The sequence below is a fragment of the uncultured Acetobacteroides sp. genome (assembly GCF_963667355.2).
Classification (GTDB): domain Bacteria; phylum Bacteroidota; class Bacteroidia; order Bacteroidales; family ZOR0009; genus Acetobacteroides.
The window spans coordinates 2,910,960-2,934,982 of record NZ_OY763328.2; the positions used below are offsets into that span (position 1 = coordinate 2,910,960).

Annotated in this window: 23 protein-coding genes; 8 read left to right on the forward strand and 15 right to left on the reverse strand. The window is 53.4% G+C overall.

All coding sequences use genetic code 11. From position 1 onward, the window contains the following. The first annotated feature begins 28 nt into the window (after window positions 1-28). Together ACHZA1_RS12000 and ACHZA1_RS12005 are read left to right on the forward strand one after the other, a co-directional pair. Window positions 29-340, forward strand: coding sequence for a TusE/DsrC/DsvC family sulfur relay protein (locus tag ACHZA1_RS12000; protein WP_320052121.1), 312 nt, complete (start codon window positions 29-31; stop codon window positions 338-340). 19 nt (window positions 341-359) lie between these two features. After that, complete coding sequence (locus tag ACHZA1_RS12005) at window positions 360-860, forward strand: DsrE/DsrF/DrsH-like family protein (RefSeq protein WP_320052122.1); 501 nt, start codon at window positions 360-362, stop codon at window positions 858-860. Window positions 861-1,094: 234 nt separating this feature from the next. On the opposite strand, the gene ACHZA1_RS12010 is transcribed toward ACHZA1_RS12005, so the two are convergent. From ACHZA1_RS12010 to ACHZA1_RS12025, 4 genes are all read right to left on the reverse strand, one after another. Further along, entirely contained in the window at window positions 1,095-1,883 is a 789-nt protein-coding gene (locus ACHZA1_RS12010) for a prolyl oligopeptidase family serine peptidase (protein WP_320052123.1), read from the reverse strand. 189 nt (window positions 1,884-2,072) lie between these two features. Next, complete coding sequence (locus tag ACHZA1_RS12015) at window positions 2,073-2,552, reverse strand: hypothetical protein (protein ID WP_320052124.1); 480 nt, start codon at window positions 2,550-2,552, stop codon at window positions 2,073-2,075. Between the two features lie 215 nt (window positions 2,553-2,767). Further along, on the reverse strand, window positions 2,768-4,336 hold the full coding sequence (gene dnaB, locus ACHZA1_RS12020) for a replicative DNA helicase (protein ID WP_394701030.1): 1,569 nt from the start codon (window positions 4,334-4,336) through the stop codon (window positions 2,768-2,770). Between the two features lie 680 nt (window positions 4,337-5,016). Beyond that, on the reverse strand, window positions 5,017-7,074 hold the full coding sequence (locus tag ACHZA1_RS12025; protein WP_320054914.1) for a M3 family metallopeptidase: 2,058 nt from the start codon (window positions 7,072-7,074) through the stop codon (window positions 5,017-5,019). A gap of 188 nt (window positions 7,075-7,262) precedes the next feature. Between ACHZA1_RS12025 and ACHZA1_RS12030 the strand changes: the two genes are divergently transcribed. Further along, window positions 7,263-8,162 carry a patatin-like phospholipase family protein gene (locus tag ACHZA1_RS12030; RefSeq protein ID WP_320052125.1) on the forward strand — a complete coding sequence of 300 codons (900 nt, stop codon included), beginning with the start codon at window positions 7,263-7,265 and terminating at the stop codon, window positions 8,160-8,162. 51 nt (window positions 8,163-8,213) lie between these two features. Here the strand turns inward: ACHZA1_RS12030 and ACHZA1_RS12035 are convergent, their stop codons facing one another. After that, window positions 8,214-10,316 (reverse strand): M3 family metallopeptidase, encoded by a 2,103-nt coding sequence (locus ACHZA1_RS12035; protein WP_320052126.1) that lies wholly within the window; start codon window positions 10,314-10,316, stop codon window positions 8,214-8,216. A gap of 410 nt (window positions 10,317-10,726) precedes the next feature. On the opposite strand from ACHZA1_RS12035, the gene ACHZA1_RS12040 reads away from it, so the two are divergent. The 5 genes from ACHZA1_RS12040 to ACHZA1_RS12060 are packed head-to-tail and all read left to right on the forward strand — an operon-like array spanning window position 10,727 to window position 13,748. Beyond that, window positions 10,727-11,563: an ABC transporter ATP-binding protein gene (locus tag ACHZA1_RS12040; RefSeq protein WP_320052127.1), complete on the forward strand. Its 837-nt coding sequence runs from the start codon at window positions 10,727-10,729 to the stop codon at window positions 11,561-11,563. A 9-nt stretch (window positions 11,564-11,572) separates the two neighbouring features. Further along, window positions 11,573-12,325 (forward strand): hypothetical protein, encoded by a 753-nt coding sequence (locus ACHZA1_RS12045; RefSeq protein WP_320052128.1) that lies wholly within the window; start codon window positions 11,573-11,575, stop codon window positions 12,323-12,325. A 12-nt stretch (window positions 12,326-12,337) separates the two neighbouring features. Beyond that, window positions 12,338-12,709, forward strand: a complete 372-nt coding sequence (locus ACHZA1_RS12050) for a GntR family transcriptional regulator (RefSeq protein WP_320052129.1) — start codon at window positions 12,338-12,340, stop codon at window positions 12,707-12,709. A 9-nt stretch (window positions 12,710-12,718) separates the two neighbouring features. After that, entirely contained in the window at window positions 12,719-13,387 is a 669-nt protein-coding gene (locus ACHZA1_RS12055; protein ID WP_320052130.1) for a hypothetical protein, read from the forward strand. A 22-nt stretch (window positions 13,388-13,409) separates the two neighbouring features. Next, on the forward strand, window positions 13,410-13,748 hold the full coding sequence (locus tag ACHZA1_RS12060) for a hypothetical protein (protein WP_320052131.1): 339 nt from the start codon (window positions 13,410-13,412) through the stop codon (window positions 13,746-13,748). A gap of 269 nt (window positions 13,749-14,017) precedes the next feature. Here ACHZA1_RS12060 and ACHZA1_RS12065 read toward each other — a convergent pair whose 3' ends face one another. The 10 genes from ACHZA1_RS12065 to ACHZA1_RS12110 form a co-directional block, all read right to left on the reverse strand. Then, window positions 14,018-14,287, reverse strand: a complete 270-nt coding sequence (locus tag ACHZA1_RS12065; protein ID WP_320052132.1) for a hypothetical protein — start codon at window positions 14,285-14,287, stop codon at window positions 14,018-14,020. Window positions 14,288-14,356: 69 nt separating this feature from the next. Continuing rightward, window positions 14,357-15,337, reverse strand: a complete 981-nt coding sequence (locus tag ACHZA1_RS12070; protein WP_320052133.1) for a chorismate synthase — start codon at window positions 15,335-15,337, stop codon at window positions 14,357-14,359. A gap of 144 nt (window positions 15,338-15,481) precedes the next feature. Beyond that, window positions 15,482-16,723 (reverse strand): 3-phosphoshikimate 1-carboxyvinyltransferase, encoded by a 1,242-nt coding sequence (aroA, locus tag ACHZA1_RS12075; protein ID WP_320052134.1) that lies wholly within the window; start codon window positions 16,721-16,723, stop codon window positions 15,482-15,484. Further along, window positions 16,692-17,663: a shikimate dehydrogenase gene (locus ACHZA1_RS12080; RefSeq protein WP_320052135.1), complete on the reverse strand. Its 972-nt coding sequence runs from the start codon at window positions 17,661-17,663 to the stop codon at window positions 16,692-16,694. The genes aroA and ACHZA1_RS12080 overlap by 32 nt, the downstream gene beginning before the upstream one ends. Beyond that, entirely contained in the window at window positions 17,653-18,294 is a 642-nt protein-coding gene (locus ACHZA1_RS12085; protein ID WP_320052136.1) for a type I 3-dehydroquinate dehydratase, read from the reverse strand. Before ACHZA1_RS12085 ends, ACHZA1_RS12080 begins: the two co-directional genes overlap by 11 nt. Further along, window positions 18,291-19,328 carry a 3-dehydroquinate synthase gene (gene aroB, locus ACHZA1_RS12090; protein WP_320052137.1) on the reverse strand — a complete coding sequence of 346 codons (1,038 nt, stop codon included), beginning with the start codon at window positions 19,326-19,328 and terminating at the stop codon, window positions 18,291-18,293. The genes ACHZA1_RS12085 and aroB overlap by 4 nt, the downstream gene beginning before the upstream one ends. A 6-nt stretch (window positions 19,329-19,334) precedes the next feature. Next, on the reverse strand, window positions 19,335-20,429 hold the full coding sequence (locus tag ACHZA1_RS12095; protein WP_320052138.1) for a chorismate mutase: 1,095 nt from the start codon (window positions 20,427-20,429) through the stop codon (window positions 19,335-19,337). Window positions 20,430-20,749: 320 nt separating this feature from the next. Continuing rightward, a complete protein-coding gene (locus ACHZA1_RS12100; protein ID WP_320054915.1) occupies window positions 20,750-21,664 on the reverse strand; it encodes a prephenate dehydrogenase in 915 nt (304 codons plus the stop codon). A gap of 157 nt (window positions 21,665-21,821) precedes the next feature. Continuing rightward, window positions 21,822-22,991 carry an aminotransferase class I/II-fold pyridoxal phosphate-dependent enzyme gene (locus ACHZA1_RS12105; protein ID WP_320052139.1) on the reverse strand — a complete coding sequence of 390 codons (1,170 nt, stop codon included), beginning with the start codon at window positions 22,989-22,991 and terminating at the stop codon, window positions 21,822-21,824. 21 nt (window positions 22,992-23,012) lie between these two features. After that, window positions 23,013-23,864 (reverse strand): prephenate dehydratase, encoded by an 852-nt coding sequence (locus ACHZA1_RS12110; protein WP_320052140.1) that lies wholly within the window; start codon window positions 23,862-23,864, stop codon window positions 23,013-23,015. Window positions 23,865-24,023 lie beyond the last annotated feature (159 nt).

The window sequence follows — 24,023 nt, forward strand, 5'->3', positions numbered from 1 at the left end:
GTAGTAAAAACAAAAACAAAATAAAGACATGGCACAGAAAGAGTATGCAGGTGTAATGGTAGATGTAAACGACGAAGGCTACCTCGAAAATGCTAACCAGTGGACCAAGGAGGTGGCTGCAGCAATTGCAAAGGAGAACAACCTCGAGCTTACCGATAGGCACTACCAGGTGCTCGATTTCCTCCGCGAGCGGGTTGCCAAGGGCGAGGCGCTTACCATTCGTAGCATTGGCAAGTCGGGTATTGTAGATATCAAGGGCTTCTACGAGCTCTTCCCGGGTGCACCGCTAAAGCTGGCAACCAAGATCGCCGGTGTTAAGAAACCGCTAAGCTGCGTTTAACCCTCAAAAAACGAATGCTATGAGCAACGAAGAATATCCCCTGAAAAAGGTGTGCATTATATGCGCCAAAGGGAGTCTCGAAGATGTATATGCTACCCTAGTAATGGCCAACGGAGCCGTAATGGAGGGCATCGAAACCAGGGTATTCTTTACCTTCTTTGGTCTCGATGCTATTACCAAAAAGCAGATGGGTAGCCTCCATACGGCAGCCGTTGGTAATCCGGCCATGCGCATGCCTGGCGGATTGCCCTTCCCAACGCTGCTGGGCGCTTTACCCGGTGTTGAGGCTGGCGTTTCGAAAATGATGAGGGCCGAGATGGAGAAACTGGACATCCCAACAGTTCCCGAGTTTTTGGAGATGATTACTGCCGGAGGCGGCGAAATCTACGCCTGCAAGTTGGCCATGGACATGTTTAAGCTTAAGAAGAGCGACTTGAGCGACGAGGTAAAAGACGTGCTCACCGTGGGACAGTTCTACGAGCTGTGCGGCGGACAGGGTACGCAGATAATCTTTACCTAGATTTAGAATAGGGTGTTCGGTGTGTCGTATTCGTGTGTAAGTGGAGTAGGCGCGGCAAAGCCCCATCAACCGAGCGTTGCCGATGCCGAAAAGAGGGGGAAGTCGGCACATCGAACATCCTTCTGTCATAAGCCCAATTAAGCAAGGGGGCTGCATCAGCTAAGATGCAGCCCCCTTCATATTGTCTAAAATCTAACGTCTAAAGTCTTGTGTCTTGCATCTTGTGTCTCTTTCCTACTTCTTCCTCTTCTGCTTAAAGAGCCACTCGAAGAAGTCGGGCTGGTTGAAGGCCGGATTCCAGGCGTTGTGCTCTACTCCGGGAAACTCTACGTAGCTAGCCGTTGCGCCATACTCCTTTAGCGCGAGGTAGGCTTGGCGCGAACCGTTGCACGAAACAACCTGGTCGGCATCGCCTTGGTAGATGCGGAACTTCACCGTTTTGGCCGCCTCCTTTAGGCGAGGAGGGTAGATGCCGCCGCAAATAGGAATTGCTGCCGCAAACAGATCGGGGTAGCGGGCTACCATGTCGAAGGTGCCCATGCCGCCCATCGAAAGGCCCATGATGTAGATGCGCTTGGTATCTACCTTTTCGTTGGCAACGTAGGAATCGATGAGTTCCTTAACGGCCTGCAGCGGCTGCGCAATGCTATCGTTGGCTATCGTAGACCAGTCCATATCGCCGTTGTCGTTGCGTTGGGGGAAGGTCTTAATCCAGCTGCTGGTGGTGGGGCATTGGGGGAAGAGCACGATGGCGGGGTACTTCTCCATGTTTACCGGGTTGGTAAACATCCTCGATCCATGCTTCATCTGTAGCATGTTGTCGTTGGCGCGCTCGCCCATGCCATGCAGGAAGATTACCAGAGGAAATTTCTTCTCGGCGCTGTAGCTTGCGGGGTATAGCACCTGGTATCGGAGCGTATCGCCTTTGGCGGGCACAAAGTTCTTTTTTTGGAATTGCTGTTGGCCAAATGTGCTGCTCCCGATTAGCCCTACCAGGGCAATCGCTAAAAGCCATTTTTTCATCGGTATAGAATTAGGGTTTACGAATATGCAAAGGAGCCTCTCGCGCTCTTTCGGCCCCGAAAAGTAAGCAAAAATGCAGCGCGACGCTATGGGTTAACGGGGCGTTCTGCGCTTTTATTGCCAGGGAACGATAATAAAAAGGGCGAGAATGCCTGCGCACCCCCGCCCTTAACACGCTGGTATGGTATGTTAGAATCTAAATGATACTCCAAATTTACCTCCCGAGAGGATATCCCCACCGCGAAGCTCGAAGTTTAGCCCGAAGTTGGGGGTGAAGTAGTAGCGGCCGCCTACCTGGATGCCAGGGAATAGGCCGGTTTCTCTATCTACGTAGTCGTAGTCGTAGTGGTAGGCAATGGCGTTGATGCTACCACCTGCGTAGAAGTCGAAGTTCTTGGGGATGTTCAGAATTCGGTTGAAGTGGTAGTTGCAGTTGCCGGCAAAGCTCCACGCTGTATAGTGATCGTTACGATCCTGAAACGCGGTCTCGAAGCCAATCGACAGGTCGTGACCGATGCCGAAGTCCATCCCGAAGTAAACGGGGACGGTGTATGAGGCGAGCCCGAATCCGGCGTTAATCTGCGTGGTGCCCTTCGGAATTGGGTTTTGCGCTTGAGCGATTCCTGATAGTAGCGCCATTGCGCTTACGATAAGTAGAAGCTTTTTCATCTCTATTTTATTTTGTACGGTAAATTGCTTTTCAAAAATAAGGCCAACAGCAGGCATTGCACAACTTTTATGGCGCAAAAGAATTCTTCGCGCTGTAGGTGAAGCGGCTGTAGCGGCATAGATCGACGACTCCCTTAGCTGAAAGGCGTGCTGTTCGGCTGGGGGAGGTCATCAACCTGTGGAACTTTGTCAACAGGAATGGGCCGCGAGGCCTCCTAGAAGGGCACGTCGGTGCTGAAGCCGCCCTTGGTGCCGAGGTCGAACTCGCCGCCGCCGGGGAAGTCGTTGTTCATCTTCGAGCCTACGGTGAAGGCCTGCGCGCTGCTGTCCATGCCGCCGCCCGCTGCGCCGCCCTGCGGCAGCAGGTTGGCGTAGGCGCTGATGTCGCCATCCTCGAGGTCGAGGAACTTGGCGCCCTCCTTCTGGAAGCGCAGGCGCACGTCGTCCACCGAGCCGTTACGGTGCTTGGCTACGATGATCTCGGCGATGCCGATCAGCGAGTTGCCGTCCTCATCCTCGGTGTTTCCGTAGTACTCGGGGCGGTGGATGAACGACACGATGTCGGCATCCTGCTCGATGGCTCCCGACTCACGAAGGTCGGAGAGCTGCGGGCGCTTGTTGCCGCCGCGGGTTTCCACCGAACGGTTGAGCTGCGATAGCGCGATGACGGGGATGTTGAGCTCCTTGGCGATGGCCTTGAGCGAGCGCGAGATCACCGATACCTCCTGTTCGCGGTTGCCGCGCGTTTCGGGCGGGCCGACCATCAGCTGCAGGTAGTCGATGATAACGATGGAGATGTCGTGCTGGGTTTTGAGGCGGCGCACCTTACTGCGGAACTCGAAGATGGAGAGGGCCGGGGTGTCGTCGATGAAGAGCGGGGCCTCGGTGAGGTCCTTGATGCGCATTTCGAGCTGGGCCCACTCGTGGGGTTCCAGTTTGCCGTTTTTTACCTTGTCCGACTCGATGCCGGTTTCGCCGATGATCAGACGCATGGCCAGCTGGGTGGCGCCCATTTCGAGCGAGAAGAAGGCCACCGGCTTCTTGTGGTCGACCGACATGTTGCGGGCCATCGACAGGGTGAAGGCCGTTTTACCCATCGCCGGGCGGGCGGCCACGATGATAAGGTCGGATGGCTGCCAGCCCGAGGTGAGGCGGTCGAGCGCCACAAAGCCCGTGGGCACGCCGCTGAGGCCGTCGGTGCGCTTGGAGGCCTCCTCGATCTGGGCGATGGCGTTCTTGACGATGGAATCCATCTTCAGGGCCTCCTTCTTCACGTTGCCCTCTGCCAGGTTGAAGATCTCCATCTGCGCGGTGTCCAGCAGCTCCTCCACGTCGATGGTCTCGTCGAACGAGTTGCGCTGGATGTCGCTGGATATGCGGATCAGCTCGCGCTGAATAAACTTCTGGGCGATGATCTTGGCGTGGAACTCTACGTGCGCCGCCGACCCCACCTTCAGCGTCAGCTGGGTCAGGTAGTAGGGGCCGCCCACCTCGTCGAGCTCCTCGGTGCGCTTGAGCTCCTGCGATACGGTGTAGATGTCGACGGGCTCCATGCGGGTGGACAGGCGCGAGATGGCCAGGAAGATCTTCTGGTTGGCCTCCTTGTAGAACGCCTCGGGCTTGATCACGTCCATCACGCTCATGATGGCATCTTTCTCGAGCATCATGGCGCCCAGCACGGCCTCTTCGAGGTCGAGCGCCTGGGGCGGTACCTTGCCCATCTCCAGCCCAACGGTTGCCACGTTGGTGGTTTGGGGTTTCTTGCTGTAGTTTCCTTTAGCCATCTTTATTCGGATAAGTCCACAAAAGTAGCTACAATTTCGGCAGGGTCGTCCGGCGCGCCGAAGAGTTTATGACTAATTACCCCCAGGGTATTAACCGACGACGAACAGCTCCTCGGGCTATCTGGGAGGCCGAATGCGCTGGCCGACCTCTACAGTGCACCATCTGGCTGCGCGTCGTGGTTTTCGGAGGCCTTGGGTCGTTCCTCCGGGGACCGAGATGCCCCTGCGTAGGCCTCTGGAGGTTCATCTGCGATGCGGTTGTGGCTTTCGGAGGCTGCAATACTTAAATTCTACTGGAATTATTGAATATTGCGCTGCAATATTGTTTTCTTCTGCTGTAATTCAAATATTGATACCGCAATATTTAAATTATTCGGTGTAAAGTGAATATTTATCCTGCAATATTTAAATACTACCGGTTGATTTGAATATAGCAGCCTACGGAGGTCGTTTCCGGAAGGAAGATCGTTCGCGGAACATGTCGGGAAGCACTTTCTGGCCTAGGGATCGCTTGCCAGAGGTGTTGGGTAGGCCATTTCGGTAGGGGGATTGGCCGAGGAGGTGCTGCTGCGAGCTGATGGGGCTCGGGGTAGCCCCTTCATATGTGGCGTGCGCATAAAAAAGGAAGCAGCAGAGATTGCTCCCTGCTGCTTCGAGTATATTCTAGATAGGCAGACGGCCTACTTTAGTCCACGGTTTTTCAAAAGTGGATCGAGGCTAGGCTCAGCGCCGCGGAAGCGCTTGTACATGGCCATAGCATCGTCGGCAGCGCCCTGCGAGAGCACGTTATCGCGGAAGCTCTTGGCGGTAGCGGGGTCGAAGATGCCCTTTTCCTTGAAGAGCTCAAAGCCATCGGCATCCAGCACCTCAGCCCAGATGTAGGCGTAGTAGCCGGCCGAGTAGCCGCCGCCCCATATGTGGGCAAAGTAGGTGGTGCGGTAGCGAGGCGCAATCTGTGGGATCAGCCCTAGCTTATCCAGCGTCTCCTTCTCGAACTTGTTGATGTCGAGGTTGTCGATATTGGTAAGGGTGTAGTACGACATATCAAGAAGCGATGCAGCCAGGTACTCGGTGGTGGCAAAGCCCTGGTTGAATTTGTCGCTCTTATTCATCTTCTCCACAAGGGCAGCAGGGATAACCTCGCCGGTCTTGTAGTGCTTAGCATACACCTTAAGCACCTCGGGGTCGAACGCCCAGTGCTCGTTGATCTGCGAAGGAAGCTCTACGAAGTCGGTAGGAATAGCGCCGCCGGTCTTGTAGTAGGTGGTGTTGGCGAGAAGTGCGTTAAGCGCGTGGCCAAACTCGTGGAAGAGGGTTTCGGTCTCGTCCATGCTCAGCAGGGCAGGGGTGTCGCCGCTTGGCTTGGTAAAGTTGCAGGCGATGGATACCACTGGGGCAACAAACTTCCCGTTGATGTTGGTCTGCGGACGGAACGAGGTGCACCATGCGCCACCGCTCTTGCTCTCGCGGGGGAAGAACTCCATGTACAGGATGCCCACATGCTTGCCCTTTTCGGTAACCTCGTAGGCAACCACGTCTTTATGGTAAACGGGTACGTTGTCGATTTGCTTAAAGTCTAGCCCGTAGAGCTTGTTGGCGCAGTAGAAGATGCCCTTCTTAACGTTGTCGAGGCTGAAGTAGGGGCGAATCTGCTCCTCGTCGAGGTCGTACTTGGCCTTGCGCACCTTTTCGGCGTAGTAGTGCCAGTCCCAGCTCTTAAAGTCCTTGATGCCATCCTTAGCGGCAAGCACCTCCATATCGGCAAGCTCCTTCTTGGCAACGGCAAGGGCTGGCTTCCACAGCTGGTGGAGCAGCTTAAACGCGTTGGCTGGAGTTTTAGCCATGTTCACGTCGAGGATGTAGTCGGCGGTGGTGTTGAAGCCAAGCAGCCTCGAGCGCTCGAGGTTGTATTTAAGGATATCCTTGATAACGGCCTTGTTGTCGTTCTTGTTGTTGTTGTTCCCGCGGTTGAGGTAGGCGGTGTAGATCTTCTCGCGCAGGTCGCGGCGCGACGAGTAGGTCAGGAATGGGGTGATGCTCGAGCGGTCGAGGGTGAATACCCACTTGCCATCCATCTTCTGCTCCTTGGCGGTGGTGGCAGCGCCGTCAATCACGCCCTGAGGCAGCCCGGCAAGGTCCTCCTTCTTGTCGAGTACCAGCTTAAAGGCGGCATTCTCGGCCAGCAGGTTGTCGGAGAACTTCACGCCTAGCAGCGATAGCTTCTCGTTGATCTTGCGCAGCTGATCCTGCTTTTGCTTGTCTAGGCCGGCACCGGCACGGTCAAAATCTTTGTAGATAAGCTCCACCAAGCGGTTCTGCTCGGTGTTCAGCTTCAGCGACTGGCGCTTGTCGTACACCGCCTTCACGCGCTCGAACAGCGGCTTGTTAAAGGTGATGTCGTCGGAGTGCTTCGAGAGCATTGGCGCAACCTTGCCAGCAACCTCCTGCATCTCCTTGTCGGAGATTACCGACTTTAGGTTGAAGAATACTAAAGCTACTCGGTTAAGGAGTGCTCCGCTAGTGTCTAGAGCCACGATGGTGTTCTCGAAATTTGGGGCCTCCTTGTTCTCGGCGATAGCCTTGATTTCGGCATCGTGCTGCTTAATACCTTCCTCGAAGGATGGCAGGTAGTGTTCCGTTTTGATCTTATCAAAAGGTGGAACCTGGAATGGGGTGTCGTATGTCCCCAGTAGCGGATTGTCTGCTTGTTTTTTTCCACAAGCGCTAAAAATTACCATGGCAGCAAATGCAATAATGACTAATTTTTTCACTGGTTTTGAGAATTAAGTTTGCAGTTGTTTTAGCTTAATGCAACGTCGTTACATTATATTGTAAACATATAAAAAAAATAGAAGATAACGTTAATGCATAAGATTCTATGTTTTCGCTTCGAGTAACTTGTCTGGGCCAATAGAAGGCCTCAGGCATGAAGAAAAACGGCAGCACGCGCAGCATCACCATCGTATCCGATAGCAGCAAGCACCTATTTTGCTGCGAGGCACCCTTGTATAAGGTCGGCATCGTAATGAGCGGTGGCGGGGCGCGAGGGTTTGCCCATGCCGGTTTTCTAAAGGCTTTAGATGAGGTAGGTATAAAAACGGGCATCATCTCGGGGACCAGCGCAGGGGCAATTGCCGGCGCAATGTATGCCGGGGGTAAAACGCCCGATGCCATGATCGACGTGTTTGGCAGCATCCGACTGCTGCGGTTTCCCCGCCTTCGCCCCAATGCAGCCAAGTCCGACCCTATAAAGATGGCTCGCAACGGGCATCTGCTTTTTAAGATGCGCGATCTGCTGCAAATCCTTCGTCACCATCTGCCCTGCACCACCTTCGAGGGGCTGAACATCCCCCTAGTGGTAAACGCCATCAGCCTCGAGACAGGACAAAACGTTTACTTCCACACCGGCGACATGCTGAAGCCGGTGCTGGCATCGAGTTCCATCCCCATGGTGTTTAAGCCCGTCCTCATCGATGGGCAGCACTACGTAGATGGGGGCGTGATGCAGAACCTCGCCGTATCGCCCATCCGGCGTGCCTGCCGGTATGTTATAGCGATGCACGTTAACCCGATGGAGGACTACTCGGCCCACGACCGCATGTACGAGCCCGAGTGGGAGCGCGTGGTAAGGCTGATGATTAGGGCAAACACTTTTATAGATAAGGGGCAGGTCGATCTGTTTATTGAACCTGCCGAGTTGGTTAGGTATAAGGTCACGGATATCCGGTTGGGCGAGGAGATGTTCTGGATTGGCTACCACGATGCTAAAAAGTCGCTCGAAGCGTTTATTGCCGAGCATCCCGATATCCTTAATGGTGCACAATAAAAAAAGCCTGACAGTACGTCAGGCTTTTTTTTATTGATATTGTGTGCTTACCTAGTTAAGGCCCCTGTTTTTAAGCAGCGGTTGGATGCTTGGCTCAGCACCGCGGAAGCGCTTGTACATGGTCATAGCATCGTCGGTGCCACCCTTCGAGAGGATGTTGTCGCGGAAGCTCTTGGCCGTTGCCTGATCGAAGATGCCCTTTTCGGCAAATGCCTCGAAGGCATCGGCATCGAGCACCTCTGCCCACATGTAGCTGTAGTAGCCAGCAGAGTATCCACCACCCCAAATGTGGCTAAAGTAGGTGGTACGGTAGCGTGGCGCAATTTGTGGAATAATGCCTAGGTTATCCATCGACTGCTTTTCGAATGCGTTAATGTCGAGGTTGCTGAAATCCTTTTGGGTGTAGTAGTCGAGGTCAAGAATTGCAGCAGCAATGTACTCAACGGTTGCAAATCCTTGGTTAAACTTGCCGCTCTTGTCTAGCTTAGCAATTAGCTCGGCAGGAATAACCTCGCCAGTTTTGTAGTGCTTGGCGTAAACCTTAAGCACCTCGGGTTGGAATGCCCAGTGCTCGTCAATTTGCGATGGAAGCTCAACAAAGTCGCGTGGAACTTGGGTTGCTGCAAGACCCTTGTAGTGAACGTTCGATAGCAGGTTGTGTAGGCCGTGACCAAACTCGTGGAAGAGGGTTTCTACCTCGTCGGCGTTGAGTAGGGCAGGAGCATCGGCGGTTGGTGTCGAGAAGTTACATACGATAGATACCACTGGCGTTACATACTTTCCATCAACATTCGATTGGCGGCGGAAGCTGGTGCACCATGCACCTACGCGCTTGGTGGCACGTGGGTGGTAATCCATGTATAGGATGCCCACATGCTTGCCCTTTTCGGTAACCTCGAAAGCCTCGGTTTGCTCCTCGTTTGGTACAGGGATGTCGGTGATCTTCTTAAACTCTAAGCCGTAAAGCTTATTGGCAACGTAGAAGATGCCTTCGCGAACATTCTCGAGCTTAAAGTAGGGGCGAAGCTGCTCCTCGTCCAAGTCGTACTTGGCTTTGCGTACCTTCTCGGAGTAGTACCACCAGTCCCACGATTGAAGAGGCTCGTTCATGCCTTCGCTCTTAGCCAGCTCCTGCATGTCAGCGATCTCTCTTTTGGCAACAGCAAGGGCTGGAGTCCATACCTGCTTAAGCAGCTTGTACACGTTGTCAGGGTTCTTGGCCATGCGGTCGTCGAGGATGTAGTCGGCGGTAGTTTCGAAGCCCAGAATGTTGGCACGCTCCTTCGATAGGGTAAGAATTTGCTTGATTACCTCCTTATTGTCGTTCTCGTTGTAGTTGTTGCCGCGGTTGAGGTAGCCCTTGTAGAGGCGCTCGCGTAGGTCGCGCTTTTCGGAGTACTGAAGGAAAGGAATCATGCTAGGCTTTTGCAGGGTGAATACCCACTTGCCTTCTAGCCCTGCCTTTTTAGCATCTATGGCAGCAGCATTAACCACGCTTTGTGGAAGCCCCTTTAGGTCGTTCCTATTTTCGAGAACTAGCTTAAAGTTGTTAGTTTCTGCAAGGTTGTTATCGCCAAACTTAAGCGACAGCATTGACAGCTCGCCGTTAATTTGGCGAAGGCGGGCAACCTTATCGGCAGGAAGACCAGAACCTGCACGTTTGAAGTCCTTGTAGGTTTCTTCAAGAAGCATCTTCTGCTCGGTGTTTAGCTTGCTGGTAATCTTTTTATTGTTGTAAACAGCCTCAACGCGCTTAAAGAGCCCTTCGTTGAAGTTGATGTCGTCGTAGTGCTTAGAGGTAAGCGGGGTGAGCTGCTTAGCCAAGTCGCGCATGGCCTTATCTCCATCGGTGCCCATCATGTTGCCAAAGGTGCCGCCCACGCGGCCTAGCATTTCGCCGCTGTTGTCGAGGGCTACAATGGTATTCTCGAAGGTTGGCTTTGCCTTGTTGTTTACGATAGCTGTAATTTCGGCATCGTGTTGCTTAATGGCCTCTTGGTAGGCAGGGAGGTAGTGCTCTAACTTAATCTTTTGGAAGTCGGGCACCTGATGTGGAGTCTTAAACTCGCTAAAGAACGGATTGTCTTGGGACTTACCCTCAAATCCTCCTAAAAGCATGGCGGTACTTGCAGCCATAATCAGAATTCTTTTCACAGTTTTGTGCGGTTTTATGTTTATAACAGCTTGTTGAGTTTCCTCTTGTTTAATGATGGATCAAAGAAACAAAAAGGTACGATTCGCCCAAAAGGAATGCTGGTAAATCGTGCGCATGTAATTAAGTAGACAATCTTTTCGCGAAAAACTTGTTGCTGCTCATCTTTTTTGGGAGAAAAGGCGGGCAAATGAGGTGCCTCATACACCTGCTAGAGCTCATTTTTTGCTCTTGCGGATGTCTTTTTACTGGGGGAGGGGAGATTTTACGCATTCGTATCATCCATAAAATCAGTGAAAAATAAAATATTTTTAAAAATCAGCAAAAAAAATATCAAAAGTATTGCGATAGTAAAAAGTAGTGTTCTATATTTGCATTGTACTAGTAAAGTAGAACACTAAAACAATAAGTAATGATTGACATCAAAAACTTGCAGTTTGGCTACAGTAAAAAGAAGATGCTTTTCAGAGATCTTTCTTTAGGCCTCGAGGCAGGGCATATATACGGCTTGCTTGGCAAGAATGGCGCCGGTAAAACCACCTTGCTTAAGGTAATCCAAGGAATGCTTTTCCCAACCTTCGGGAGCTGCGTGGTGCTAGGGTATACACCTAAAAAACGTGAGCCCAACTTTTTGAGCGATATCTTCTACATCTCGGAGGATATTCACACCAACGACCTGCGCATACGCGATTTCGTAGCTTCTACTGCTCCTTTTTACCCCAAATTCGACTTGGGCAGCTTCCTGAACTACATTAGGGAGTTCGAAATTGGGTACGACGAGAAACTGTCGAGCCTTTCGTACGGGCAAAAGAAGAAGGCCATCATCGCCTTTGGGTTGGCAACTAACTGCTCGGTGCTTATCCTCGACGAGCCAACCAACGGGCTTGATATCCCTTCGAAAAGCCAGTTCCGTAAGATTGTAGCATCTGTGGCAACCGAAGAGCGCTGCATCATCATCTCCACCCACCAGGTACGAGACCTCGACAACCTTATCGATACCGTCATCGTGCTCGACGAAGGCGTGGTTGCCCTTAACCAACCTGTTGATGCCATCACCGATAAGCTGGTGTTTAAGACTGTTGATGCCGAACTGGCACCTACGGCTATCTACGGAGAATCGTCGTTACGGGGATTTACCGGGGTGTTCCACAACGCCAACGGCGAGGCCAGCAAGCTCGATATGGAAATCCTCTTCAACTCGGTGCTGGCGCAAAAGGGTACCATTCAACAAGTGTTTAACAACAAATAAGCCGTAACCATGAAAAGCAACATATTCGACTTTAACCGATTTGGACTTCTTGTAAGGAAGAGATTCCTCGATAGCAAATCGTCAACCATTTACGAAATACTAGGGTTGGCTGCGGTGTTTGCCGTAATCTTTGGGCTTGCAGCAACCACCGGAAGCATTTCAACCGAGACCCAAAAGGTTGTATTTATTGTGGGAATCGTTGTCCTTGGAATTATTTATGCCGATAGGGCTTTCGCTGAAACGAAGGGTAAGATTAAAGGTATGGCCTATCTTGCGACACCGGCTTCCCAGCTGGAAAAGCTGCTAAATGCCATCTTCTACACCTCGGTGATATTCCCTATTGCTTTTTTCCTGATTTTTCTGGCGGTAGATGGCCTCTTCTACGCGGGCATAAACGCCACGGGGCTGGTTAGGATGCAGTCCTTTTTGGAGTTCGATGCCGGCAGCATGGCCAATTCTTTCCGTCCCTTCCTGATTGTTCAGTCGGTGTACATGCTGGGCTCCATCTGGTTTGGCAAGCGCAGCCTGCTGAAAACAACTCTTGCTATTGTGCTCTTCTACGGGATTCTTATTGCTGTGGGTGGCATCATCATCCGGATAAACTACGAAGGGCTTAGTGCTTTTGTCGACCACTCGGAAGGTATTCATCTAGACCTAGGACCCGAGAAGTTCGAAATGGTAGGATTAAAATACCTTCTTTGGCTTCTGCCTCCCTTCTTCTGGACAGTGGCCTACTTCAGGCTATCAGAAAAGCAAATCTAAAAACATGTAGCCATGGAATTCAGCAGTACCAAATCGATATACATCCAGATTGCCGACTACATGTGCGATAGCATCATGATGGGCAAGTGGAAGGTCAACGAGAAGATCATCTCCATCCGCGAGCTGGCCGTAGAGCTCGAGGTGAACCCCAACACCGCCATGCGCGCCTTCGAGCACCTGCAGAGCCGCGGAATCATCTACAACAAGAGGGGCATTGGCTACTTCGTGGCCGAGGATGCCGTGCAGCGGGTGAAGAGCCTGCTGCGCGAGGAGTTCATCACCGACTCGCTCCCCAACTTCTTCAAGAGCATCTTTCAGCTCGACATCAGCTTCGACGAGCTGAGCCACATGTACAACGAATACAAGGTTAACCTTACCAAATAATACAACCGTATGAAAACAAGCAATATCCTCATACTATCATTTGTAGCCCTTTCGGTTGTGATTACAGCCGTTGTTGTTAACAAGGCGGTGCGCACCGTTAAGACGGCCAGCGAGCGTAGCGCCGATGTCGGCGAGAGTAAGTCTGGCATGAAGGAGCTCACCTTTAACCCTTGCCATACCTTGCACATCGACGGCAACAGCAAACTCAATGTTCATGTTAAGTTCACCTCTTCGGCTAAGACAAGCGTATGGGTGGAGAATAGCGGCAAGGGAACCGTTAACGTAGCACAACAAGGCGGCATCCTAAGCATTACCAAGGCGGATAGCTGTGTCAACAAAGTTATTGTAGAGTTACCAAGAGCCCAGAGATTTGAGCTCAATAGCGCCTTCTGTACCATCGACGCCATGGTCGCCGACAGCTTAACCTTCGAGGTTTCGGGAACGGCAGAGGTGTCCGTGAGCGACCTTACGGCCAAATCCCTCCACTTTGTGGGCAAGGGGAAGTCGCTGACAACCCTAAGGGGAGGCGTTAACGTTAAGGCGTGGGATATCCTTCTAGGCGACACCGCCATCCTGACAGGGGTTGATGTAGAGGGTAGCAGTAGGGTAAACATCTCGCAGTCCAAAGAATCCTCTATTGGCTGGGTGCATAATACCACAACATCTAGGGTGCGATAAAAATCCGCTAATACCATCAACAATGAAAGCACTTGTAACCAATCGTACCGACCGAGTAATGCTAGCTGTAACGGCATTCAGCGGGGTGATGTTTCTTGCCTGTGTTGGCCTGATGGCTACCAGCTATAGGCCGCTGCTGGGCGAAGAAGCCCTAGCCCAGGACCTCAACAAGCAGGTTTACTCGGAGCTGAAGGCAAGCGCCAGCGCGGTGAAGGATCAAATGGCCCAGCTGCCTTCGATTGTAGGCAGCTCGTTCAGCGCATTTGGCTCAAGCCGCGCAATGACCCCCAGCCTCGACCTTACGGCTCCGCTACAGGGCCTGATTAACGCAGGTCGTAGCCTGATTAGCAGCGAGAGGTAGCCCCCTGTCGTATCAAGTAGCTAGGTACAAGTCGCACGACCTCGTTTTGCGATGTGGCTTGTGAAGCAGAATATATCCTGATTGAAAACGTGGTTGTTTTAGCAAATCAGAAATTTGGTTAACGAAAAAGCGCCCCAAAAGGGCGCTTTTCATTTGTGGTGATGCGCTTTAAACGCGTCTCCATGCTCGGTCTCAAATTCCACCCGTCCGATGCTTCCACCCACATGGTAGATATCGATTTCTAGTCGTCCGATGCTTCCATCCACATGTTAGATATCAATTTCTAGTCGTCCGATGCCTCCACCTACATGGTAGATGTCGATTTCCATTCGTCCGATGCCTCCACCCACACGGTAGATATCGATTTCTGGCCGTCCGATGCCTCCACCCACATGGTAGATATCGATTTCTAGTCGTCCGATGCCTTCGCCCACATGGTAGATGTCAATTTCTAGTCGTCCGATGCCTCCACCCACACGGTAGATGTCGATTTCTAGTCGTCCGATGCTCTCACCCACATGGTAGATGTCGATTTCCACTCGTTCGATGCCTCCATCCTCATGGAAGATATCGCCTTCTCTGTCGCAGATGCCTCCGTCGAGGCAATCCTACAGGTAAGCCTTGGCTACGAGCGAAAGATCGGCAAGCGCGATGGCCGTAGCGGCCTCCAGCACCACGGGTACGCGTAGGGCGATGCAGGCATCGTGACGCCCCTTAATCATTAGTTCCTCCACCTGGCCCGTCTCGCGGTTGAGGGTCTGCTGGGCCACCCCTATGCTCGACGTAGGCTTTATCGCCACCCTAAACACCAGCTCGTTTCCGTTGCTGATACCTCCGTTGATGCCTCCCGCATGGTTCGATGCGGTCTTTCCATTGGGGGTGATGATGGCGTCGTTATGCTCGCTGCCGCGCATGGTGGCGGCGGCGAATCCCGAGCCAAACTCGATGCCCTTGGTGGCGGGTATGGCAAATGCGATGTGCGCTATGGCCGACTCCACCGAGTCGAAGAAGGGTTCGCCCCAGCCTACGGGAAGCCCCGCAGCGCGGCACTCTACCACGCCGCCCACCGAGTCGTGCGTAGCCACCACCTCGTCGATCACTGCATCGATGTCGGTACGCCCGCCTACCGATACCAGCTTCGCGCCGATGGTAACGCCCTCAAGCACCTCCTTGGCGATAGCCCCAGCGGCAACGAGCCCAAGGGTAACGCGCCCCGAGAAGTGTCCCCCTCCGCGGTAATCCTGGTATCCCTTGTACTTCTCCTGTGCCACGTAGTCCGCATGGCCTGGGCGGGGCGAGGTAACAAGGTTCGAGTAATCTTTGGAGATGGTGTTGGTATTTCTGAATATAATGGTGATGGGTGCTCCCGTGGTATGCCCGTTGAATACGCCCGAGATGATCTCAGGTAGATCCTCCTCGCTGCGTGGCGTGGTACCCTTGGCGCCGCTTTTCCTACGGGCTAGGTCGGCCATCAGGTCGGCCTCCGAGAGGGCAATGCCTGCTGGGCATCCGTCGATGTTAATGCCCACCGATGCGCCGTGCGACTCGCCAAATATGGTTACCCTAAACAGTCTTCCAAATGAGTTCATTTCTTTGTAGATATTAGATGATAGATTATAGACTTTAGAAAAGAAACACAGAGGCACGGAGATACAGAGGACACAGAGATTTTGTGTTCTTTGTACCCTTTGTGGTTAATAGATTATCTGTGAGAATCTGTTTCATCAGCGTTATCAGTGTTCCATCACACTCTCCAGATGCTCCCAAAATTCTGGGTATGATTTGGCAACGCATTCCGGCGTGGTTATGCCAATAGGTTTCGATGCAATCAGCGCCAGCGTTGCCGCAGCCATCGCCATGCGGTGGTCGTTGTACGACTCCATGGTGCAGGCTTGGGGCGTTGCTCCCTTGATATACATCTCGTCGCCCTCAATTTCTACAATGATGCCCGCCTTGGCAAATTCGTTCTGGATGGCTAAGGCGCGGTTGCTCTCCTTGTGCGTTAGGCGTGATACGCCCTTCAGTAGCGTTCTTCCTTTACAAGCGGCGGCCAGCACGGCAAGCGGAGGAAATAGGTCTGGGCAGTTGGTTGCATCGAACGAGAAGGCTTTTAGTGGCGATTTCTCCACCTCAAAGAAGCCGTTGCCCTCGGTAATCTTACCTCCTGCTAGCTTAATAGCCGCAATAATCTCCTTATCGGCCTGCTTGGAGGCTGACGATAAATTTTCCACCCGTAGTTTACCCGCAATCACCCCGGCAACTAGGAAGAAGGCAGCACCGCTCCAATCGCCCTCGGCACGTAGCTCGTAGGGCTTATATTGTTGATTTGTCTTTACTCGGAAGTGCTGGTAGCTGTCGTTCTCCACCTCCACGCCAAACTGCTGCATCACCTCAATGGTCATGTCGATGTAGGGGCGGCTCTTGAGGTTGGCTACGTTGAGGGTAACATCCTGCTTGGCAAGCGGGGCAGCCATTAGCAGCCCAGTAAGTATTTGCGAACTCAACGAGCCATCGATGTTGGCAGTGCCGCCCATCATCGGACCTTGAACGGTAATGGGAAGCAACCCGTTGGTGGTTTGGCACGATGCTCCCAACTGGTTGATGGCCTCTTCAAGCCCTCCCATTGGTCGGGTGGTAAGCGAACCATGTCCGGTTAGCGTCTGCTTGGTAGCCAACGTCGAAACGATGGGGGTGAACATGCGGATGCTTAAGCCCGCCTCGCCGCACGATAGCTCCGTGTTGCTCGGACGAAAATCTCCCGAAATGATCCACCTGTTGGATTCCTCAACCACCGTTGCACCCAGCTGACGGGCCATGTTGAGCGCCGCCAAGCAGTCGTTGCAGGTGCTGGGATTGTGTATGATGGAGGTGCCACGCGCCAGCATTGCCGCAGCAACGGCACGCTGCACCACGCTTTTCGATGCAGGGATGCATACGGTTCCCTTAACTTCCGAAGGCTTTACTTCTTTCATCATTATAGATTTCTTCAACCTCGCTAATGCTTAGCGTTGGTGTGTAAATTACCAAATCGGGTTGATGTAGGTTTATGATGCTTTCTGCATCTACTTTAGGTGCAGCCCAAAGTTCTTCGCTAATCTGTTTTGATTCTGCCACGTTGCAGATGGCTACAACCTTAATGCTGGTGCTGCGGGGCTGTTCAAGCGCTTGTTCCATCACCTCTACCGATGGCGTTGTGCCAAAGATATGCTCGTACGACTTTACCGCCTGATGTAGCAGCCACTGGCTACCGTCTACTACTGGATTGCCGTTCTTTTTTGCCATCTCTACCAGCGCCGATGCGTGGTAGTTGGCGTCGAATATCCAAAGTCCTTTAGGTAGATGGCTGATTGGAATCTTTGCCGATGGGCTTAGCACCGATACGAAGAGTTCCGCATCAGCAATGAGTATTGGCAGCTCTTCTAACCTTCCCATTCTGCAGCCTAGCTTGCGTGATACTTCTACTGACTTCGATGCCGTCCGGTTTACAAGGGTAACATCGGCACCTTCCTTAACCAGCCCGTAGGCTACGGCTTTTCCTGCTCCGCCCAACCCAAGAAGTACCACTTTCAATCCTTTTAAAGATAGCCCGCTCTGCTTAATGGCCTGCGTTGCGCCGTACCAGTCGGTGTTGTAGGCGGTGAGGTGGCCGTTGTTGTTGGCAAGCGTGTTGGCGCCGCCAATCATGGTTACCTCCTCCGATTGCTCATCAACAAAGGGAAGGATATCCTCCTTAAAGGGTGCCGTGATGTTGGCTCCGGCAAGGTTCAGGTGGCGTGCTGCCTCGGCAACATCTTTGCCCGACTGTACCCTGATGCGCGTGTAGAAGCCGCTCTCGCCCAAGAGCACATTAAACATCAGCGGACTTTTGCTGTGCAGGATGGGATTGCCAAAAACGGCCATCAACTTACTCTTCATGGCCAATAGTTTTATAGATGGTATTCATTCCGATGTCGGTTAGCTGGCCGGGCGCGGTGGCTGCACCTTCGGGGGCGGCAAAGGTAAATGGTGCTCCCAGTAGCGGGATGGCTATGCGGGTTACCTTTCCTGCCTCGCCCATTGCCAGCGCCACCATCGGCTTTATCGGATTCTCGTAGAGCGATAGGATGCGTGCCGCATCGGCAGCGCTGTTGGCCATGGTGGCAAGCTTCAGGATGTCGGCACCATCGTCCACCATCTCCACCATTATGCCTAGCAACGTTTCTCGGCTGGGCGTTTCGGTGTAGTTGTGGTACGATACGATAACCTTGCAGCCCTTGGCGTGAGCGGCCTCCACCATCTTCTTTTTGAAGGATGATGGCGCCTCTACCTCCACATCTACGTAGGCTGCGCCGCTTTCGACGGCGGTGAGCAGCAGCTCGCGTTGCGCATCTATACCCATCGTATCGGGGCGGCAGGTGGCAATGAGGTTGGGGTGCGAGCGGAATACCGCTGCTATCTCATCCTTAGTAAGCCCCAGCAGGTCGATGCGAATCTCGGCCATGCGGGTGGTCTTTAACTTTTCGAGTAGGTCGTTTAGGGCGATGGTGCCGTAGCTGATGCAGATCATAGCGCGGCCTCCATCTTTTTATAGCAATCCTGCAGTTCGGTGGTGCTAAGCGGCTCCACGCGGGTGCTGCCGATGCCCTCCATCAGCACGAAGTGTATGGTGGATTTCTCCTTCTTCTTATCCTTTAGCATGTAGCCGAACGCGGTTTCTCTATCGAACGATGCCGATATGGGCAACTGCAACTTTTCGAGCAGAGCCTTGAGCCGCTGCACCTCGTCGGTTCTCATCAATCCCTTTTGTGCCGACAGCTGCGCGGCGAACATCATCCCGATGCTTACCGCCTCGCCGTGGGGTAGGTGGGTTAACTTCTCGACGGCGTGCCCCCAGGTGTGCCCGAGGTTGAGCTTGCGGCGTTCGCCCTTTTCGCGCTCATCCATCGAAACAATATTAGCCTTTATGCGAACCGAGTTTTCCACCACGCGGTTGATGGCTTCGGCGTCGCGGGCCAGCAGCCTGTCTGCGTTTTGCTCGATGTAGGCGAACATTGCGGCATCGGCAATGAGGGTGTGCTTAACCACCTCGGCAAGGCCGCTGCGGTAGTCGCGCTCGTCGAGGGTGAGGAGCATCTGTGGGTCGCAGATCACGAACTCGGGCTGGTTGAAGCATCCAACGATGTTCTTAAAGCCCTCGAGGTTTACCCCGTTCTTACCGCCAACGCTGGCATCGACTTGCGAGAGGAGGGTGGAGGAGACGAAGCCGAAGCGAACGCCGCGCATGAAGGTGGAGGCTACGAAGCCCGCCACATCGCACACGATGCCGCCGCCAACGGCTAGGATAAACGAACTGCGGTCGGCGTCGTTGTCGAGCAGCCAGCGGTAGATCTGCTCCACCGTTTGCAACGTCTTGTTACTCTCGCCCTGCCCGATGGTAAAGGTTGGGTGGCTCTCGAAGTGCTTTCCGTAAAGGCTCTTCACCTTATCGTCGGTTAGCACAAACACCCCCGATGCGGGGAGGTGCTTGGAGATGCTCGTGATGGATTCGCCGACAAGGATCGACGAATCGGCGTAGGTGCCCTTAACTTTTACCTCTACCATTGTCCTTTAGTCTCTGGTTACGTTAATCTGATGGTTGATGGATTCCTCGTGGATCGACTGGAAGATTTCGGAGATACACTTATCGCTTAACCCCTTGCCAGCTCCCTTCTCAACCATCTTGTTGATGATGTCGCTCCAGCGGGCTGTCTGCAGGATGCTCACGTTGTTTTCCTTCTTGCAGAGGCCAATCTTCTCGGCGATCTTCATGCGGGCTTCCAAAATGTTTAGGATCTGGTCGTCGTACATGTCGATCTGCGAGCGGAGCTCATCTAAGGTACGAATAAATTTCTCATCGCTGGTGCTCTCGGTTTTCATCTTCAACCCGCTGAGGATCTCGCCCAATCGGGCAGGGGTAACCTGCTGTTTGGCATCGCTCCACGCCTCGTCGGGGTTGCAGTGGCTCTCGATCATCAACCCATCGAGGTTGAAATCCATGGCGCGCTGCGCGATGTCGGCAATCATGGTGCGGTTTCCGCAGATGTGGCTGGGGTCGCCGATGATGGGCAGGTTGGGGTGGATGCGCTTTAGCTCGATGGGTACCTGCCAGTGGGGGGTGTTGCGCAGGTCGCTCTTGCCCCAGGTGGAGAAGCCGCGGTGGATGGCGCCGAGTTTGCGGATGCCGGCTGCGTAGATGCGGGTGATGCCCCCATCCCACAGCTCGAGATCGGGACTAAGCGGGTTCTTCACCAGCACGGGGATGTCTACCCCCTGAAGCGCCTCGGCGATCTCCTGCATGGCGAAGGGGTTGGCCGTGGTGCGGGCGCCAATCCAGATGAGGTCGACGCCGTACTTGATGGCCTCGAACACGTGCTTCACCGAGCCTACCTCGGTGGCAACAGGTAGACCGGTCTCCTTCTTCACCTCGCGAAGCCACTCTAGGCCGATGCTGCCTACCCCCTCGAAGTTGTTGGGGAAGGTGCGGGGCTTCCATATGCCAGCGCGGAAGATATCCACCTGGCCAAGGGCCTTAATGGCCTTTGCGGTTTCCATTAGCTGCTCGGGACTCTCGGCGCTGCAAGGTCCTGCGATGATTAGCGGTCTCTTGATTCCCGGTAACCATTCGGTCATTGGAATCAAATCTTTAAGCTCGTTTGCTGCCATTGTATGATGTTTTTGTTTGTTTCATTACGTTTTAAGACTTTAGATGTTAGACATCTTCGCTTAATCCTGAGAGGCCTCCTTAAGACTGGTCTGGTAACCTTATATCCGGTGAGCCAATCTTCGGGTCGTAACCCTGACAGGTTTTCAAAACCTGTCAGGGTTACCGGGAGGTAGAGATGTTGCAGTGCAACGTCTCTACGTAGTATCTTCTGCCTCTGCCTAGATTCTCGAAGTGGTTGCTTCTTAATCTACTCCATTCGTCTAACACCTTGCTTTTCGCCAATTTCAGTCTAGCCCTTTCAGGGCTTGTGCTTCTTCCTTTAACTTCTCTTCTCCAGTACCCTTCTAATTCGGTTGGCCTCGCGCATCAGCTCCTTTAGCCCCTCCTCGTCGCGGTTAAGGATGCGCTCCTTAAACTTGTTGAGGTTGTCGATGTAGCTGTCGAGCGCCTCCAGCAGGTGCTCTGAGTTTTCGAGCATGATGGGCGCCCACATCTCGGGCGAGCTCTTTGCCAGTCGGACCGTTGAGGCGAAACCGCTGCCGGCCATGTCGAAGATCGAACGCTCGTCCTTCTCGATGTCGAGCACTGTAAGCCCCAGCGTAAACGACGATAGGTGCGAGATGTGCGACACGTAGGCCAGGTGCTTGTCGTGCTCGTCGGAGTCGATGCGCTTGAGCTCCATGCCCAGCTGCACGAACAGGTCCTCCACGCAGTCTACGGCATCGGTGGCGCTTTTTTGCCTATCGCAGATGATGCCCAACTTGCGGTAGAATAGGCCGCTGTGCGCTGCCGACGGTCCGCTGTACTCGGTTCCTGCAATGGGGTGGGCGGCAACGAACCGCTCGCGGCGAGGATGCCCCTCCAACGCCTTGCAGATACCTTTTTTGGTCGAGCCAACATCAAAGATAACGCCATTTGCCTGAAGATGCTGCAGCGCCTCCTTAATAACGGCTGGTGTTGCTCCTACGGGTACGGCAACCACCACCACGTCCGACTGTGCTACGGCCTGATCGAGCGGGAGGCATTGCTCCACCAGCCCAAGATCCATGGCCTCGCGCTGGTGAAAGGGGTTGGCTTCGACGCCTAGCACCCGATGCCCCATATGCTTAAAGTCGATGGCCATCGATCCTCCAATTAAGCCTAATCCGATTATTGTAATGTTCATTTTTCGTTCTTTTCTTTTTTTGAGATCGCAACTAGAGGCTATAAATTCAATAGTTTTGCGAACTTTTATTCGGTGCTATTCCCCTCCTTTTTAAGGAGGGGTCGGCGCAGCCGGGGGTGGTTGACTTGCATCTATTATATGATTTCGAACCTCCCCGCCCTACGGGCACCCCTCCTTAAGAAGGAGGGGAGTTGCCCTGATAAAACTTAGAGCCTTAACGAGGAGGTTACTCCTCTAGTTTAAACGTGCTAAGTATATCGGCGGCCTCCTTTAGGGTTGCCTCATCGGCGCAGAGCGAGATGCGCAGGAATCGGCTGCCGTTCGATCCGAAGATCGATCCCGGCGTGATGAAGATGCCCTTTTGGTAGAGGATCTTGTCGGCCATTGCCTCGGCGCTCTCCACGCTGTCGGGAATCTTTATCCATAGGAACATTCCAGAATGCTCCTTGGGTAGCTTGCAGCCTATCTTTCGGGCAATCTCCTCGGCCAGCACCAGCCTTTTGGCGTACTCGGCATTGATGCTGTCGAACCAATTCTGGTCGGCGCTCAGCGCAGCGGCAGCGGCCATCTGAATGGGCAGGGCCATACCCGAGTCCATGTTGCTCTTGAAGGTGAGCACTGCGCTAAGGTGTTCGGCGCTTCCTGCCAGCATCCCCACGCGCCATCCGGCCATGTTGTGCGACTTGCTTAGCGAGTTGAGCTCCAGCGCCACCTCCTTGGCCCCTTCAACGGCCATCAGGCTTAGCGGCTCCTTGTTTAGGATGAAGCTGTAGGGGTTGTCGTGGCAGATGAGTATCTGGTGCTTCCTGCCGAACGCCACCAGCTGCTCGAACAGCTTCCTCGTAGCCTTAGCACCCGTTGGCATGTGGGGGTAGTTCACCCACATCAACTTTACTTTTGATAGATCGCGCTGCTCAATCTCCTCGAAGTTGGGGTGAAACCCGTTCTCCTCGGTGAGGTTGTACTCCACAGGAACGCCACCAGCCAGCTTGGTGGCCGAGGTGTAGGTGGGGTAGCCGGGGTTGGGTACCAGCACCTCGTCGCCCTCGTCGAGGAAGGCCATGGAGATGTGCATGATGCCCTCCTTCGATCCCGTTAGCGGAAGAATCTCGTTGGATGGGTTTAGCGTCACGCCGTAGTATCGGTGGTAGAAATCGGCAAAGGCCTGGCGAAGAACGGGGCTGCCAATGTAGCTCTGGTAGCCGTGGACGCCGCTCTTTCGGCTGGTTTCACAAACGCCCTCAATCATTGCGGCCGAAGGCTTCAAGTCGGGGTTGCCAATGCCAAGGTTGATGACCTTGGTGCCGTTGGCCCTCATCTGGTCAATCTCTTTTAGCTTCTTCGAGAAGTAGTATTCGCTTACCTTCCCAATCCTACTCGATGGTTTTACGTGCATGGTGTTGCTATTTCTTATGCATTAAAATATTTCTGATCCAGCTTGGTATTCGCCCAGCACCTTAAAGTAGGTGGCTGTTTCGTTGAGCGTCTTCACGGCCTGTAGGTACTGCATGTAGCTATCGTACACAAGGTCGGCGTGGAAGATATACTCCCACTTAGCCCCAACCTTGGGCAGGGAGTGGAGCATGGAAAGGTTTACGCCGCAGTCGGCAATATCCTTAAGGATGTCGGCTAGGGCTCCTGGCTCGTGCTTGGCCGAGAAGCAGATGCTGGCCTTGTTGGAGGTGGTGTTGCGTATCTTCCCATCCTTTTTTGTAAGGATGAGGAAGCGGGTATAGTTCTCCTTGTTCGATTCTATTTCGGGAGCAAGGATGTTAAGCCCGAACAGCTCGGCAGCTAGCGACGAGCCAATGGCTGCCTTTCCCCGGATTTCACCCTCCGATATCTTACGTGCGCTAAGAGCGGTGTCTTCCGACTCGATGATCTTCCACTCGGGATGCTCTCCCAAGAAGTCGGTACACTGCTGTATGGCCATGGGGTGCGATTCCACCTCTTTGATGGACTCTACCGTTTCGCCGGGTAGGGCTAGCAGGTTCTGTACGATGCGCAGGTAAACCTCGCCGACAATCTGCAGCTCCGAGTTGCGGAGCAGCGCGTAGTTGGGCAGGATGCCGCCTGCTACGGAGTTCTCGATGGCCATAAGAGCGGCATCAACCTTCTCCGATTCGGTTGCGGCAACCAGCTCGCGGAAGGTTAGGCATTCTACGGGGATGATATCGTTACCAAGGGTTTCTCTTGCGGCGATCTCGTGGAAGGCCCCTCTTACCCCCTGTATGGCTACTCTTAATGGCGATTCGTACTCTAGTATCATTTGTTTTTGTCTTTTTGGTCGGATATAAAAAAAGGCCCCACGCGTGTGGGACCTTTATGCTCGGTGTTGCTATTCTGATGCTAGCACGCACATAAAAGTCCCTTCTTTCTCCAGTAGTAGAAAAAGTAGAAATACGAAGCGCTAAATAGCGAACGTAAC